19 protein-coding genes and 1 pseudogene are annotated in these 16,083 nt (G+C 35.7%); 17 read left to right on the top strand and 3 right to left on the bottom strand.

Features of this window, described 5'->3' with window-relative positions:
* The first annotated feature begins 87 nt into the window (after positions 1-87).
* The 12 genes from ACIFOT_RS30175 to ACIFOT_RS30120 all read left to right on the top strand — a co-directional run bounded on the left by ACIFOT_RS30175 (position 88) and on the right by ACIFOT_RS30120 (position 9,254).
* Positions 88-693 carry a nitroreductase family protein gene (locus ACIFOT_RS30175; RefSeq protein WP_430072042.1) on the top strand — a complete coding sequence of 202 codons (606 nt, stop codon included), beginning with the start codon at positions 88-90 and terminating at the stop codon, positions 691-693.
* 237 nt (positions 694-930) lie between these two features.
* Positions 931-1,554 carry an NAD(P)H:quinone oxidoreductase gene (wrbA, locus tag ACIFOT_RS30170; protein WP_430072040.1) on the top strand — a complete coding sequence of 208 codons (624 nt, stop codon included), beginning with the start codon at positions 931-933 and terminating at the stop codon, positions 1,552-1,554.
* 546 nt (positions 1,555-2,100) lie between these two features.
* A complete protein-coding gene (gene cdaS, locus ACIFOT_RS30165; protein WP_430072038.1) occupies positions 2,101-2,727 on the top strand; it encodes a sporulation-specific diadenylate cyclase CdaS in 627 nt (208 codons plus the stop codon).
* 80 nt (positions 2,728-2,807) lie between these two features.
* Positions 2,808-4,133: a glycosyl hydrolase family 18 protein gene (locus tag ACIFOT_RS30160; protein WP_430072036.1), complete on the top strand. Its 1,326-nt coding sequence runs from the start codon at positions 2,808-2,810 to the stop codon at positions 4,131-4,133.
* A gap of 184 nt (positions 4,134-4,317) precedes the next feature.
* A complete protein-coding gene (locus ACIFOT_RS30155; RefSeq protein ID WP_430072034.1) occupies positions 4,318-4,734 on the top strand; it encodes a nucleoside 2-deoxyribosyltransferase in 417 nt (138 codons plus the stop codon).
* Positions 4,735-4,966: 232 nt separating this feature from the next.
* On the top strand, positions 4,967-5,362 hold the full coding sequence (gene spxA / locus ACIFOT_RS30150) for a transcriptional regulator SpxA (RefSeq protein WP_430072031.1): 396 nt from the start codon (positions 4,967-4,969) through the stop codon (positions 5,360-5,362).
* Between the two features lie 127 nt (positions 5,363-5,489).
* Positions 5,490-5,918 (top strand): MarR family winged helix-turn-helix transcriptional regulator, encoded by a 429-nt coding sequence (locus ACIFOT_RS30145; RefSeq protein ID WP_430072029.1) that lies wholly within the window; start codon positions 5,490-5,492, stop codon positions 5,916-5,918.
* A 194-nt stretch (positions 5,919-6,112) separates the two neighbouring features.
* The gene (locus tag ACIFOT_RS30140; RefSeq protein ID WP_430072026.1) at positions 6,113-7,051 is read left to right on the top strand and encodes a ring-cleaving dioxygenase; all 939 of its coding nucleotides are present in this window, start codon (positions 6,113-6,115) and stop codon (positions 7,049-7,051) included.
* Between the two features lie 17 nt (positions 7,052-7,068).
* Complete coding sequence (locus tag ACIFOT_RS30135; protein WP_430072024.1) at positions 7,069-7,338, top strand: hypothetical protein; 270 nt, start codon at positions 7,069-7,071, stop codon at positions 7,336-7,338.
* Complete coding sequence (locus ACIFOT_RS30130; protein WP_430072132.1) at positions 7,322-7,924, top strand: alpha/beta hydrolase; 603 nt, start codon at positions 7,322-7,324, stop codon at positions 7,922-7,924. The genes ACIFOT_RS30135 and ACIFOT_RS30130 overlap by 17 nt, the downstream gene beginning before the upstream one ends.
* A gap of 100 nt (positions 7,925-8,024) precedes the next feature.
* Positions 8,025-8,690 (top strand): NAD(P)H:quinone oxidoreductase, encoded by a 666-nt coding sequence (wrbA, locus tag ACIFOT_RS30125; RefSeq protein WP_430072021.1) that lies wholly within the window; start codon positions 8,025-8,027, stop codon positions 8,688-8,690.
* Between the two features lie 135 nt (positions 8,691-8,825).
* Positions 8,826-9,254, top strand: a complete 429-nt coding sequence (locus ACIFOT_RS30120; protein ID WP_430072018.1) for an organic hydroperoxide resistance protein — start codon at positions 8,826-8,828, stop codon at positions 9,252-9,254.
* Between the two features lie 183 nt (positions 9,255-9,437).
* On the opposite strand, the gene ACIFOT_RS30115 is transcribed toward ACIFOT_RS30120, so the two are convergent.
* Positions 9,438-9,599 carry a hypothetical protein gene (locus tag ACIFOT_RS30115; protein WP_430072015.1) on the bottom strand — a complete coding sequence of 54 codons (162 nt, stop codon included), beginning with the start codon at positions 9,597-9,599 and terminating at the stop codon, positions 9,438-9,440.
* Between the two features lie 724 nt (positions 9,600-10,323).
* On the opposite strand from ACIFOT_RS30115, the gene ACIFOT_RS30110 reads away from it, so the two are divergent.
* The 4 genes from ACIFOT_RS30110 to ACIFOT_RS30095 all read left to right on the top strand — a co-directional run bounded on the left by ACIFOT_RS30110 (position 10,324) and on the right by ACIFOT_RS30095 (position 13,884).
* Complete coding sequence (locus ACIFOT_RS30110) at positions 10,324-10,458, top strand: BA3454 family stress response protein (RefSeq protein ID WP_335453391.1); 135 nt, start codon at positions 10,324-10,326, stop codon at positions 10,456-10,458.
* A 103-nt stretch (positions 10,459-10,561) separates the two neighbouring features.
* The gene (gene glpX / locus ACIFOT_RS30105) at positions 10,562-11,506 is read left to right on the top strand and encodes a class II fructose-bisphosphatase (protein WP_430072012.1); all 945 of its coding nucleotides are present in this window, start codon (positions 10,562-10,564) and stop codon (positions 11,504-11,506) included.
* Between the two features lie 69 nt (positions 11,507-11,575).
* On the top strand, positions 11,576-12,469 hold the full coding sequence (gnd, locus tag ACIFOT_RS30100) for a phosphogluconate dehydrogenase (NAD(+)-dependent, decarboxylating) (protein ID WP_430072009.1): 894 nt from the start codon (positions 11,576-11,578) through the stop codon (positions 12,467-12,469).
* 89 nt (positions 12,470-12,558) lie between these two features.
* Positions 12,559-13,884, top strand: a complete 1,326-nt coding sequence (locus ACIFOT_RS30095) for a GntP family permease (RefSeq protein WP_430072006.1) — start codon at positions 12,559-12,561, stop codon at positions 13,882-13,884.
* A gap of 268 nt (positions 13,885-14,152) precedes the next feature.
* Here ACIFOT_RS30095 and ACIFOT_RS30090 read toward each other — a convergent pair whose 3' ends face one another.
* Positions 14,153-14,329, bottom strand: coding sequence for a PaaI family thioesterase (locus tag ACIFOT_RS30090; RefSeq protein WP_430072003.1), 177 nt, complete (start codon positions 14,327-14,329; stop codon positions 14,153-14,155).
* 238 nt (positions 14,330-14,567) lie between these two features.
* Between ACIFOT_RS30090 and ACIFOT_RS30085 the strand changes: the two are divergent.
* Positions 14,568-15,043 (top strand): annotated as a pseudogene (locus ACIFOT_RS30085) (beta-ketoacyl-[acyl-carrier-protein] synthase II); the annotation flags it as partial.
* A 206-nt stretch (positions 15,044-15,249) separates the two neighbouring features.
* On the opposite strand, the gene ACIFOT_RS30080 reads toward ACIFOT_RS30085, so the two are convergent.
* A complete protein-coding gene (locus ACIFOT_RS30080; protein WP_335453397.1) occupies positions 15,250-15,570 on the bottom strand; it encodes a winged helix-turn-helix transcriptional regulator in 321 nt (106 codons plus the stop codon).
* Positions 15,571-16,083 lie beyond the last annotated feature (513 nt).

Below are 16,083 nucleotides of genomic sequence, written 5' to 3'. Positions count from 1 at the left end.
AAAATGGTATAAAGAAATTTAAAAAGAGGAATTATTAAAATTGAATTTTGATATTAAACATTAATAGAATGAACAGGAGATAATTAAATGACAGCTTCGAAGGATTTTTATACCGCAGTAGAGGAACGACGTACTTTTTATGGAATTAGCAGTGAACCAGTGGTATCTGATGAAAGAATTCAAGAGGTAATAAATCATGCTGTAAAGCATACCCCATCAGAATTTAATACTCAAGCCCAAAGAGTAGTTCTTTTATTAGGAGAACATCACACTAACCTGTGGAGTATTACAACTGAAACGTTGAGGAAAATCGTTCCAGTTGAAAACTTTGCTCCTACTGAAGAAAAAATGAATGCCTTTGGCAGTGGATATGGCACCGTATTATTTTTTGAAGAAATGGCAGTAATTGAATCTTTTCAAAAACAATTCTCGTCGTATGCCGAAAATTTCCCTGTTTGGGCTCAACAATCAAATGCGATGCTTCAATATGTAATATGGACCTCGCTGGAAATTGAAGGGTTTGGTGCTTCATTACAACACTATAATCCACTTATTGACGATGAAGTTAAAAAGAAATGGAGAATTCCAAGTAGTTGGAAAATGATAGCCCAAATGCCATTTGGTAAGCCGATAGCTTCACCTAGAGAGAAACAATTCCAACCAATAGAAGACCGTGTTAAAGTATTTAAATAAAATAAAGGCTGTATTAAACTTGCCTGTTGATTGGAGCGAAAGAAGCTCAAATTGGGGCGCAAAGAAAAAAACTAATCGGATCCCATTCCGATTAGTTTTTTTCATTTTATCCGTGGTAAAAAATATGAGGAAAGGTGTAAAACTTAGGATTGAAAATAAATGCATGGGCAACATATATTTGAATTTCTATTCAAGTTTAAATTTTATTATTTTCTAAATGAAAAGGAGATTGGCAATATGTCTAATGTAAATCTTGCAATCATCTTATATAGTTCAACAGGTACAAATTATCAGTTAGCACAATGGGCTGCTGAGGCGGCGAAGGAAGCTGGTGCAGAGGTTAAGATTTTAAAAGTTCCAGAACTTGCTCCTCAATCTGTTATTGATGCTAACCCTGCATGGAAGAACTACCATGAGGAAGTTGCAGTATGTATTCCAACAGTATCACTTAGTGATTTAGAATGGGCAGACGCAATAATTTTCAGTGTTCCAACTCGTTTTGGTAATATGCCATCACAGATGAAACAGTTTTTAGACACAACAGGTGGTTTATGGTTTAATGGGAAACTTGTAAATAAGGTGGTTAGTGCGATGACATCCGCACAAAATCCACATGGTGGACAAGAGGCAACCATATTATCTATATATACTTCGATGCATCACTGGGGAGCGATTATTGCAACTCCAGGATATACTGATCAAGTGATATTTGGAGCTGGAGGAAACCCATATGGAACAAGTGTTACTGTTGATCAGAATGGGAAAATGGTTGAGGAGCATTCTGCCGTTCAGGCTGCCGTTAAGCATCAGGCAAAACGTACAGTTACAATAGCTGAATGGGTAAAAAAAGCTATTCAATAATTAATTACCTAGTTACTTCAGTGGAGAAAAAATCAAAAATCAGAAGCTAATAAGTGAGGTGAGCTCGATTATAACCAGTTTGGACCTAAAAGAATCTCTTGCAAGTGTTCGTTAATTTTTTATTGATTATAGATTTTTTTATTATTACATACTGTCTTTTAAAGGTACCATTTCCAGATTATTAATAGAATCAATATCATTAAGGATCCTTTCAGTATGGGATCCTTTTTTATATGTCTTTATTGGATTGATTTACCATTTTATATTAACAGAACATCTTACTAATACTATAATGGATGTTTATAAATCATGAAAGTCAAATTTATTATGGTGAAATGGCAGATTATCCCTGGTTTAGATGAACTTTGCATGAAGTGTGGTTTGAAGACCCTCGTAATCTACACAGGCTATTTAAAGAATATGGATTAGGAGAGTTAGGCTGCTGGCATTTAGGTGCCACTATGCAACAAATAGAGGAGATATTACTTTAGGAATTTAATTTTCAATAGTCCTACAGGATAAAAATGTATATGGAGGTATCCAAGCATGGACAGCAATAATTGTGACTTTTCACCTATGAAACAACATTTAGAAGATGGTATTCAACAACTAATTCTCCTACTGCAATCTAATTTAGACATACTTGGTAAAGAAAATTATTGTGTATTGGGAAGTCTCGAGGATGTTAAACAACATTTAATTGAAATTGAAACAATGGCTGCCTCTTTTTACTTAAATTGTTATTTATCATCTTTTACTGATACTTATGAAGATATATCCACTACTGTTCAGAATCTTTCGAAACATAGGCACGGTGGCCTGATCGTAGTTCAACGTGTTGATTCCGTTGAGCCTATTATTCAAAAAGGAACGACAATAGGAGCAATAGTAACGGCTAAATTATTGGAATCCATCTTTTACCCAGGGAACCCGTTGCATGATGGGGCTGTTTTAATTAAGGGAAACGAAGTGGTTTCTGCAGCTAATGTCCTTCCTTTAACAACAAAGAATATTGTGGGTAAAAAACTGGGGACACGCCACAGAGCAGCTCTTGGGATATCAGAAAAAAGCGACGCTCTAGCATTAGTGGTATCCGAAGAAACGGGCAAAATTTCATTTGCCTTAGACGGAAAACTATATCCTATTAATACTAAACAGCCCATTGTTTTTTAAGGTCATAAACTAAAGAATTGCCTGTTTCAAAACAATTTGAGCTATTACTATGATAGAAAATTTATTATTGGAGGATTCCTATGATAAAGAAACTTTTGTTTTTGTTAATTTCAGCTAGTGTGGTTTTAATGACTCCCATTTTCGCTTTTGCTCAAGTCATCCATGAAGTGAAACCTGGTGATAGCCTAACCAAAATATCAAAACAATACAAAATAGACGAAGAGGGCCTAGCTAAGCTGAACGGTTTAGCTAAGAATACTCATCTAGTCCTTGGACAGGCTATGATGATTCCTGGTTCGACTTATATTGTTCAGCAAGGTGAAAGTATTTGGGAGATCGCTAATCGTCACGCAATTAGTGAAATAACATTAATGAGACAAAATCATTTAAAGAGTCGAGTACTTGTCCCTGGTCAGAAATTAAGTATCCCTAGGCCGCCAAAAATGAATATTTGGACTGGAACCTATTTTGTTCCAAAAGATAAGAATTCAAATGCTTGGATGCTGAATAACTATAAAAAGACTCTTACTAGTATTTTCGTGTTTGAGTATAGGTCCGATGAACAAGGAAATATCATTGAAACACCAGAAAACGAGGCGCATAAGATTGCTTGGAAAGAAAATCTTCCACCTTTTGCAACACTTACAAATTTAAGTGAAAAGGGGTTTGATCCTAATCTTACTCATCAGTTAATAAGTACGCCATGGTTACGACAAAAATTTGTCAATAATATATATTCCCTTTTAGATAGTCACGATTACAAAGGAGTAGTAATTGACTTTGAACAGGTTAAAACAAAAGATCGGTCTAACCTTAATCAGTTTATTAAGGAATTAGCTTCAAAGCTTCATCCGGCTGGAATGGAAGTTATGATGGCGGTTCCGCCAAAAGAAGGCGATCAAATTCCCTCTTATTCAGCAGGTTATGATTATCGTACGCTTGGGAAATATCTGGATAGAATGTTTTTGATGACGTATGATTGGCATTGGCCAGGAGGTCCTTCAGGGCCAATTGCTCCGATAGATAGAGTAAAAGCTACCCTTAATTATGCAGTTTCTGTTGTAGATAAATCAAAGTTAATGCTGGGAATTCCTCAGTACGCATATGATTGGATCATAGGAACTAATAAACGTTCAGGTTCTGCTTATTCCACTCAACATGCCATTGATTTATACACAGGATATCAAAGTCCGGTACACTATAATGAAAATGCTGCTTCACCATGGTTCCGTTATGTTGACAATAAAGGAAATCTGCACGAAGTTTGGTTTGAAGACCCACGCAGCTTACTGGTTAAGTTTCGACTAGTTCGACAATATGGTCTAGCTGGTATGGGGTGCTGGCACTTAGGTCTAACCATGCCTCAAACAGAAAAAATGTTACTTGAGGAATTCAATGTACACTAAGCGGTTTGATGGAATACTAATTGTTACATCTTAATTCAATCATTTGTTCCAGAGGGTTCTTAAAAAATGCATTGACTGGTTTTCAGAAGTAGACCAAGAAATGGTATAAAAATTTATGTTTAATATGTCTACTTTTAAATACCTCTTAATAATCATTTTTTATAACCCTTTGGAGGTTAGATAAATGAATGTATATTTGGCTGGACCATTTTTTAACTCGGAACAAATTGCGCAGTTAGAAAATTTAGAAATAATTTTATTTAACAAAGGATTAAATGTATTTTCACCACGAAAATACAAAAGCACGTTTCCTTTTGGATCTTATCAATGGCAAAATCAAAACTTTGTTTCTGATGTAAATGCCATTCATTATAGCGATATTATCTTTGCAGTATATAACGATCAGGATCCTGGAACAATGTGGGAAGTTGGATATGCATGGTCGCTTAAAAAGCCAATCATTATTTTTAATACTAAAGAAAAAGTGCTAAATCTTATGATTACACAATCTTTACATGCATATTTGGATAGTTTTGAAAAAGTAATTCATTATAATTTTAATAAATTACCTCGAATACTTTATCATGGAGCTGTAACTTAAAATTTATAATAACAATGGATATGATACACCGTGAGTTTCCCATTATATAAAATTGATAAAGTGATCTATATTATGAGTTTGGTAATAATATATAATTTTTTCCATTTTGTTAATATAAATGATAGATTGTTGACAAATTGATAAAATTATTTATAATTAAGTTATCTTGAATTTGAGATATTTAGATTTGAGATAAATCCAATAATAGTATTAAATGGAAGGTCTTGTTAAAATGGTAACTTTATATTTAACACCTAGTTGTGTATATTGCCGTAAAGCTAAAGCTTGGCTTGAGGACCACCAAATTACCTACAAAGAAAGAAACATTTTGTCTGAACCGATTACGATCGATGAGATTAAAAATATTCTTCATCTAACAGAATATGGTACAGATCAAATCATTTCAAAAAATTCGAAAGCTTTTAAAAAATTGAATGGCAACATTGAATCTTTATCACTTCAAGAATTGTACAAGTTCATTAAAGATAACCCTGAATTATTACGAACACCGTTAATCATTGATGAAAAAAAGTTACAAGTCGGATATAACGGAGAAGAAATTCGTAGATTTATGCCTCGTAAAAGTCGAATTTTTCAACTTCGTGAAGCTCAACGAATGATAAATTAAAACTGATGTTTAATGCAAATAAAATGAAATATTGACAAAAATAACATCGTAAATTATATTATTTTTATTGAAATCTCGAATTCAAGATATTTGGAAACGAGACATTTCATAAAAGGAGGTGGTTAAAATGAAAAGAGAATGCACCAACCAACCATTTCTAGAATTGATGCATACTTCAAAAGTAATCCAGGAACGAATAAGGGATGAGATGGCCAAAAATAACCTAAGTATTACTGAATTTTTGGTTTTAGAAGTGCTTTACCATAATGAAAAACAAACGATTCAGCAGATAGGTAATAGCATCCTAATATCCAGTGGTTCGATGACGTATGTAATTGACAAATTAGAACAAAAAGGTTTATTAAATCGACTTCCATGTCCTGATGACAGGCGTGTCATACATGTCGCATTAACTAATGCTGGAATTGCTTTGATGGAGAAAATTATGCCAAAACATCAAGAATTGGTGAATGATATGTTCGGCTCCTTAAATAGTGAAGAGGCTCAAATAATAGTCAATCTTTTGAAAAGAATTAATAATAGAGTGAAAAAATGATTTTACAGTTAAATTATCTCGATATAGAGATTTTTGAATTAAAATTAATTGATATTATAAGAGTCTAATCACATTAAATGTACAAAATAAGATTAGGGATTAGATTAATATAATCTAAAAGAATTAATAATAGGATTTTTTCAGTATCAGACACTAGTTCATGAATTAAAACTTTAGAAAATGGAGTGAAAAAAATGACTAAGAAAACGATGGGTATTCACCATATAACAGCAATTGTAGGGCATCCGCAGGAAAATGTGGATTTCTATGCTGGAGTTCTAGGGTTACGATTAGTAAAACAAACGGTAAATTTTGATGATCCTGGTACTTATCATCTTTATTTCGGTAATGAAGGCGGAAAACCAGGTACGATTATTACCTTTTTCCCATGGGCAGGTGCACGTCAAGGAATTATTGGTGATGGACAAGTAGGGGTTACTTCTTATGTTGTTCCGAAGGGCGCTATGGAATTTTGGGAAAATAGATTGGAAAAATTCAACGTTTCATTCACTAAAATGGAACGCTTTGGAGAGCAATATTTAGAATTCGATGATCCACATGGACTTCACTTGGAAATTGTGGAAAGAGAAGAAGGGGAAGTCAATACATTCACTTTCGGTGGGGTAACTCCTGAAGTTGCTATCAAAGGGTTTGGCGGCGCAACTCTTTTATCTGCACAACCTAACAAAACCGGGGAATTGTTAGAAAATGTAATGGGACTTGAATTAATCGGAAAAGAAGAAGATTTCGCTCGTTATCGTTCTTCTGCAGATATCGGAAATATTATCGACCTAAAATTAACTCCTATTGGACGCGGTCAAATGGGTGTAGGAACAGTACACCATATTGCATGGCGGGCTAAAGATGACCAGGATCAATTGGATTGGAAGAGGTATGTTGAGACGAACGGGTATGGTGTTACACCCGTACAGGATCGAAACTACTTTAATGCGATTTACTTTAGAGAACATGGAGAAATTCTATTTGAAATTGCAACAGATCCACCTGGATTCGCTCATGATGAATCATTGGCGACGATGGGAGAAAAATTGATGTTGCCATCACAATACGAACCGCATAGAGGAGAAATTGAGCAAGTATTGATTCCGATTGAAGTAAGAGAATTAGATTAATTCACGAAAAGGAATAATTGTTTCGATATGATAAGCCTCTGGACGATCCGACAGAAATACTTGATCGGAACTACTTTAAAGCTCTTTATTTTCATGAAGAAGGGGGAATCATCTTCGAAATAGCGACCGACCCGCCAGGCTTTTCGGTTGATGAACCTGTCGCTGAACTTGGAAAAAAACTTATGTTACCTTCATGGTTAGAGTCAAAGCGTGAAGAATTAGAAGAAACCTACCTTTTGCGAAGGTTCGAGTATAGGAAGGAGATAAATGATGAAACATATATTTAATAAGGGGACTGATCCATCAAAACCAACTTTACTGTTGCTACACGGTACAGGTGGAAATGAATTAGACCTGCTGCCACTTGCGGGAAGAATTGATGAGGAGGCTTCAGTATTAAGTGTTCGGGGAAATATATTGGAAAATGGAATGCCGCGATTTTTCCGAAGATTAGCTGAAGGAGTATTTGATGAAGAAGATTTAATATTCCGAACAAAAGAATTAAATGAGTTTCTCGATGAAGCATCACAAAAATATGATTTTGACCGAAATAATATTTTGGCTATCGGGTATTCTAATGGTGCAAATATTGCTGCAAGTTTATTATTCCACTATCAAAATGCATTGAAAGGTGCCATTCTTCATCATCCAATGGTGCCGAGAAAAGGAATTGATCTTCCAGATTTGTCAGGGAAGTCAGTATTTATTGCTGCTGGAACAAATGACCCAATCTGCTCACCATTGGAATCGGCTGAACTTCAATCGTTACTTGAGGATGCAAACGCAAGGGTTGAACTTCATTGGGAGAATAGAGGCCATCAGTTAACCGTCGAAGAGGTAGAAGCCGCGGCTCATTGGTATCGCAAACTATAATTAAATAATGTAAATCAACTGTTTTTGAAAAGAAACAAAAAAAGAACGTCTTTATTTGAATATTAATTGAAAATGATTGAGAAAATAGGTGGTGTATTAAATGGGTTTTTTATCTAAACTATTTGGAGATTCATCAGAAAAGGAGAACGAAACAATGACAAATGTAAAATTAGCCGTAATTTATTACAGCATGGGTGGAACAAACTATCAATTAGCAAAATGGGCTGAAGAAGGAGCGAAAGAAGCGGGTGCTGAAGTAAAAGTATTAAAAGTCCCTGAGCTTGCACCACAATCAGTTATTGAAGGAAATCCAGGTTGGAAAGCTCATGTTGAAGCAACGAAGGCAGTACCTGAAGTAACATTAAACGATTTAGAATGGGCAGATGCCATTATTTTCAGTGTACCTACGCGATTTGGTAACATGCCTGCACAAATGAAGCAATTTTTGGATACAACCGGAGGTTTATGGTTTAACGGAAAGCTTGTAAACAAAGTAGTTAGCGCCATGGCTTCTGCACAAAATCCTCATGGCGGTCAAGAGGCAACGATTTTATCGCTTTATACAACCATGTATCATTGGGGTGCAATTGTAGCGGCTCCTGGTTATACAGATCCAGTCACCTTCGGAGCAGGTGGTAACCCTTATGGAACAAGTGTTACTGTTGGACAAGATGGGAAAATGATCGAAGACGTACAGGCAGCTGTTAAACATCAAGCTAAACGTACCGTTACAGTTGCGGAGTGGGTAAAAAAATCGAATCAATAACATTTTGATCAATAAGAAAAGCTAGTCGGAAATTTCCGATTAGCTTTTCCATAATTATAGGTTTTGAATAAAGTGGCCTAACTCCCTCTTTGTGAATTTTAAGGTGCTAACATCTGTTAAAAAGGAGAAAAATCAATGACGAAACAACCATTATTCACATCATCTGCAACAGCTACTGGAGGAAGACAAGGCAGAGTTGAATCATCTGATGGCAAAATAAAAGTGGATTTAGCAATGCCAGGCTCCCCAAGAGCGAAAGAATTACCAAACGCTACAAACCCTGAACAGTTGTTCGCTTGTGGCTACTCAGCTTGTTTCGATGGGGCTTTACAGCACATCGCAAGGCAGGAACATGTCAAATTCGAATCACAAGTAACGGCAAATGTAGATTTCTTAAGGGATGAGGCCGATCAAGGCTTCAAAATTGCAGTAACGTTGCAAGTAAAAGGGACTGGTGTGGAAAAGGAGAAATTAGAACAACTAGTACATAAGGCTCACGAATTCTGTCCATACTCAAAAGCAACTAGAGGGAATATTGACGTCACTCTCCAGGTTGTTGAATAAATCTGTTTAGTGGTTGGAACTAAATTATTTCTAAGCATGAAAGATCTAAGAAACCAGTATAGACTAATTAAGTCTTTATGAATCATATTAAAACGCCTCAGAAAAAATTTCTGAGGCGTTTTAAACATTAATGCTCAAATCATAATAACTGATGTATATCTATTTTGATTTAAACTATGCATGTTATAGTTTAACAATCGTTCTTCCATGTATTTTTCCTTTTAAAATATCCTTTAATACTCCAGGAAGTTCTTTTAATGAGATTTCCTTTGCTACGTCTTCATTTAACGTTCTTGGTTTAAGATCATCACCCAGACGATCCCAAACTTTTAATCGCCTATTCATATGACATTGAACTGAGTCAATACCGAGCCAATTGACGACTTAGAATGTTTATTCATTATATTAATAGCTTAAATATTTCCTTTCTAGAATTTTTTTAATGCAAAAGTCAATGATATTTTTGCCCAGACAGGCATAAGGAGCCACTCCTAATTACCATGGACACTCATCTTTGAATCTGAGAGAATCCTTTATTCTTCAAATCGTTCACATACCACCGAACAATATTAAAATGCTTTCACTAATAATTAAATGCATTAAAAATAACCAATAAATTTTTAGTAACGATAATTTAAATCCTTTAAAAAATTTATAAAACATTAATATGTAAAGTTGATCGTAACTATAATAATATAGGTTTTATAAGGTTTTGATTGAGCTTAACAACTTTAAAAAATTTAAATTGACAATATATATTTCTGGAGTTATTATGGTTACTAAAGATAACCTTATATTAAAAAAGTCACCAAAATAGCAGGTGATCATTTAATGTTAGTGTATCTTCCTGAGTCTGTTTCAAAACTTAAGGAATACAAATTTTGCAGAACTGACTCTAACTATGATTCTTGTAGTCCATTATCGGTAAACTGCTGATATAACTTTTTTACAAAATGGAATATTCCTTTCGATAAATTCTATTTGTCATTTATGGTTATTTGACAATCGGAAATCGATATTAGGTTAGGGGAACATCCCTTTATTTTCATGGTAGAAAGGAGTGATCATTATGATGGAAATAACTGTTACAGTCAGATTTCAAGGGAAAAATTATTTAACAAATGTTATTGCCTATAAAGAGGTTTCAGAACAAGAGATCTTACGTTTGGCTGAAGAACAAGTTAGAAAACAATGGGCGAAATAAAAAACGCACAATTCTACTATTCCATTCGTTTTCTGCACACTAATTGATTCATTTAATAATATACGAGGTTTTTTTGAAAACTGGAGAACTGGAGGTGTCTGTGATGGACAGAAATTTTTCACTTGAGCTTGTCAGAGTCACAGAAGCAGCAGCATTAGCTGCTGCAAGATGGTTGGGAAGAGGGAAGAAAGATGAAGTAGATGAGGCAGCCACTCAAGGTATGCGGGATATGTTTAACACCATCCATATGAAGGGAACGGTTGTAATTGGAGAAGGCGAAATGGATGAGGCGCCGATGTTGTATATCGGCGAGCAATTAGGAACAGGGGATGGCCCTGAAGTAGATATAGCAGTTGATCCATTAGAGGGAACCAATATTGTTGCTGCAGGTACATGGAACGCACTAGCTACCATAGCAATAGCAGAGCGTGGCAATCTTTTGCATGCACCAGATATGTATATGGAAAAGATTGCAGTAGGTCCGGAAGCAGCAGGGAAAATTGACATCAATGCCCCTGTAATTGAAAATCTATCAGCTGTTGCAAAAGCAAAACACAAGAATATTGAAGACCTTGTAGTCGCTATTTTGAACCGAGAAAGACATGAAAAAATGATTCAGGAGATTCGTGATGCTGGAGCAAGAGTGAAGCTGATTCAAGATGGTGATGTTGCAGCAGCCATTAATACAGCATTTGAAAAAACAGGAGTCGATATATTACTTGGTTCGGGAGGAGCTCCTGAAGGTGTGTTGGCTGCTACTGCATTAAAAAGCTTGGGTGGAGATTTTCAAGGAAAGCTATTACCACAAACGGAAGAAGAATGGATTCGTTTAGGAAAAATGGGCATTCGAGATGTTAACCGCGTTTTAATGTTGGAAGACATTGTGAAAGGTGAGGATGCCTTTTTTGTAGCAACAGGTGTAACCGACGGTGAGCTTCTTAAAGGGGTTCAATATAATGGGGGTTTCGCAACAACTCATTCGGTGGTCATGCGTTCTAAAACAGGCACGGTTCGGTTTATAGAAGGTCAACATAGTTTAAAAAAATGATGTCGATTTGGACATGGTTAGGGAAGAATCATTCTTTTTTATGAAAATAATTTTGAGGAGGAAATTAGTATGCAAGTTGGATTAATCGGATTAGGGAAAATGGGGTTAAATTTAGGACAAAATCTATTGGATCATAACTACGAAGTTTTAGCATTTGATTTAAATGCTGACTCAGTCGTAGAAATGAGTAAATACGGAGCTAAAGGCACATCAAACTTAACGGAACTTGTTCAATCCTTGGAAACACCAAGAGTTATTTGGATTATGGTTCCACATTCCGTAGTTGATTCGGTAATTAATGAGATTACTCCCTTTTTAACAAAAGGTGACATAGTAATAGAAGCTGGTAACTCCCATTATAAAGAGTCGGTTCTTCGTTACAACCAGTTGAGAAAAATAGGAGTGCACTTTATGGATGCGGGAACATCTGGCGGGATGGAGGGTGCCCGAAATGGAGCTAGTTACATGGTTGGAGGAGACCAGGAAGCATGGGAAATTGTCGAACCAATTTTCCGTGACACCGCTGTGGAGAATGGCTATTTGCATGCAGGGAAAGCCGGTAGTGGTCACTTCTTGAAAATGGTTCATAACGGAATTGAGTATGGAATGATGGCTGCCATCGGTGAAGGGTTTGAGATATTAGATAAAAGCGAGTTTGACTATGATTATGAAAAAGTAGCAAGAGTGTGGAATCATGGTTCCGTTATTCGTTCATGGCTCATGGAATTAACAGAAAAAGCATTTTCTAAAGATGCGAATTTAGATGAGATAAAAGGGGTTATGCATTCTTCCGGTGAAGGCAAATGGACAGTTGAAACAGCTTTGGACCTTCAAGCCGCTACTCCTGTTATCGCAATGTCCTTATTGATGCGCTATCGTTCACTAGAGAACGATACATTTACAGGGAAAGTCGTGGCAGCACTGCGCAATGAATTTGGTGGACATGCAGTGGAAAAGAAATAAGAGTTTATCCTGTATTTCTTTTTAATTACTCAAACACAATATCATTATGAAGTAGAAAATCTAAGTAATTTTAAAAGGTGGAATTAAGAATGAATACGTATTTATTGCTGGTTACATTTGCGGCAATTGTAATCGTCGTTTTAGGAGTATCTTGGTGGAAATGGCATGCGTTTATAAGTTTAACCGTTGCAAGTTTGTTCTTAGCAATTATGGCTGGTTTATCAATGGATAAAATCGTAAGTGCCTATGAAACCGGGGTTGGGAATGTTCTAGGTCACTTAGTAGGAATTTTGGCGTTAGGTACGATTTTAGGAAAGATGATGGCAGAATCAGGGGCCGGAATGCAAGTAGCGAATTTCTTCGTTCGTTCCTTTGGTGTCAAGAAATTACCATGGGCTATGCTACTTTCTGGTTTTATTATCGGAATCCCGGTGTTCTTTGAAGTTGGTATTTTAATTTTATTACCTTTAGTCATCTCCATTCATAAAACAACGAAACAAAATATATTATTAATCGCTTTACCAGCTATTACTGGACTATCTATCGTACATGGTCTTGTACCGCCGCACCCAGGGGCAATGGCGGCAATAGGGATCTATAAGGCTAATCTTGGAAAAGTGCTACTCTACGCACTAATCATTGCGTTGCCTGCAGCCATCATCGCAGGTCCATTATTTGCAAAGTGGGTTCATAAACATGTGATTCCTGAAGGAGAACCAGAGTTGATTCGTATTAATACAGCGGCGAAAAAATTACCTGGAACAGGAATTTCATTCTTTGTTATTTTATTACCAGTATTATTAATGATCTTATCAGCAATAGCACCGTATATGTCATTACCTGGCGGTCTGATGAAATTCTTAACATTAATAGGGAGTCCTGTCATTGCGCTTTTGATTGCTAATTTTACGGCATTTTTCTTTCTCGGATTTCGTCAAGGCATGGATAAAAAAGCTATTAAAAAATTTACAGAAGAAAGCCTGCTGCCAGTTGGTTCAATCCTAGCAATCATAGGGGCCGGCGGCGGATTTAAGCAAATTCTTATCGACAGTGGTGTAGGTACAACCATTGCTCAAATGTCCGAACATTTATCACTATCTCCACTTGTTTTGGCATTTTTGATTGCTGGATTAATTCGTATTGCAACAGGTTCAGCGACGGTTGCCTTAACAACAGCAGCCGGTATCGTTTCACCAGTTGTCCAACACATGTCAGGTGTAAATCTGGAATTGCTTGTTATCGCGACAGGTGCAGGATCATTGATGTTTTCACATGTAAACGATGCTGGATTCTGGATGGTAAAAGAATATCTTGGATTATCAGTGAAAGAAACCTTTAAAACTTGGACAGTGTTGGAGACAATACTTTCATTTGTTGCTTTTGGCGGTGTATTATTGCTAAATTTGTTTGTTTAAAAACAATACTTCTATTATAAACAATATAGGAAGTTTAAGTGCCACATCTATATATATTTTACGTGAAGGAGAGAAGCTTATTTTGAGCTTCTCTCCTTGATTAGGAAGCAGAAAAAAATCCTTAGTCAGGAGGAAGAAATAGTGAGTTCAAAATATATGATGGGTGTAGACATCGGAACAGCTAGTACAAATCTGTTCTATTTTCAGTCGACGGTAGCTTTTTTTAAAGCAGACTTTTCGCCATTAATTTATAAGCTAAAATGGTGCCCTATCTTCCTGTTGATTTATCTCCTCGAAGAATCATACATGTGCTTAAAGCATGGGCCACTAAGGAACCTCCTTCATCAAAAACATCACACTTAATCAACCCTATAGTGTTTCCTCTTTTCATAACCTCTCCTTTTGCTATAATTTTTTCGTTCCAGACGGGTTTTAAATAGTTCATTTTAAGTTCAACGGTTGTAAGGTTTCATTAGTTTCTAATGTACTCGCAAAGGCTACACCCATCGCCATATTGGCAATATCACATAGAATCCCACCGTGGATCGTCCCCATAGGATTTGCATGTTTTTCTGTATTCATTGTAATTCAAAAACTGCTTTTCCTTCTTCAACATATACGAGCTCCGCCCCAATTAACCTTGCAATTATCGCGATGGATGGAAAGGACAGTGCCTTCATTTTTTAGGAGAAATCGTATGTTATGGTTCCACAACAGATGCATATCATATTACTTCCCCTGATTACAATGGGGCGCAAATGCCATGAAATTGGCTTTAGAAATGGGAAATATTTGATTGACTGATGTGGATTATATAAATGCACATGGTACAAGTACCCCTGAAGGAGATAAATCAGAGACCCAAGCAATTAAAAGTGTTTTCGGTGCTCATGCTTATAACTTAAAGGTAAGTTCCACTAAATCAATGACTGGGCACCTTTTTGGAGCAGCAGGTGGGATTGAGGCTGTTATAACCCTCAAAAGTATCATGGAAGATATAGCTCCTCCAACTATTAATTATGATGTACCAGATGAAGAGTGTGATTTAGATTATGTTCCAAACCATGCAGTTAACATGAAAATAAACTATGCTATTTCTAATGGTTTTGGTTTTGGAGGACATAATGCAGTGTTGGCATTAAAGAAATTTTCGATTTAGATAGAACTGTAGAATAGGATATAGAGGTACAACCATTAAGTTAATAAGCCTGCCAAGCCACCTCGTTTAAGAAGGGGCTTGGCAGGCTTATGTTTATTTGTCCCATTTCTGGTTAAGCATGAAACAACCTTTCCATAAAAATGGAAAGGTTGTCATAATAAATATATTATAAATCAGGAAATTTTCACACTAATTGAAGTTTTACTTTATAGCCATTTATCAGCCCAATCCTCTACTGTCTTTAGGGCTCTTCCTAATTCCGTCCCTTTTTTTGTGAGTGAATACTCTGTTCGAACCGGGCGGTCTGTAATTACATTTCTTAGGACGATTCCACAATCCTCAAGTTCCTTTATTCGTTCGTTAAGCATTCTCTTACTCAAATCCGGAATATAAGCATGGATTTCACTAAACCGTTTTGGTTCTTCCATCAGAGTGTGGATAATTAAACCCATCCATTTTTTTCCGATAATATTGTACGATTCTTCGACCTTTGAACATACCTTATCCTGTGTTTCCTTTTCACTCAAGATAAACACCTCCTATTTATAAAGATGGGATACTAAAAGTAACAATGTTTTTTCCGATATAAATAATTATATCCTATATACACTAATAAATAAAGAATTGAGATTAATTTTGGATTAAAATTTGTATAAAAAAAGTAACCAATAAATTAATAGTTTTTTAATTAAATGGTTGACAAGTCATTTAAATGATTTATAATAAAATAATCTCGAAGTTGAATTATTTTATTTCAAGATTCTTTTGTTAAAAATATATTATTCGAGAAAATTTTTATTGAGAGGAGGAGAATAGTTAGGGTGGTTCCTAAACAATTACTACATATAAATTAAGGGGGGTAAGGAGAGAAAATCCCTAATTTAAAAATTAGCATTTGTTAAGGAACACGGCTTAATATATGAGGGGTCGTATACGCAAGAAATATTAAATTCTAATGAAGGTAAATAAGATTGATTTTTTTGCCTAATTATCTCAAATTCGTGATATTTTAATTCAAGGTAGTTTGTGGACCTTAGATT

It is taken from the genome of Neobacillus sp. NRS-1170 (genome assembly GCF_050468025.1).
This window is presented reverse-complemented; position numbering and strand designations above follow the sequence as displayed.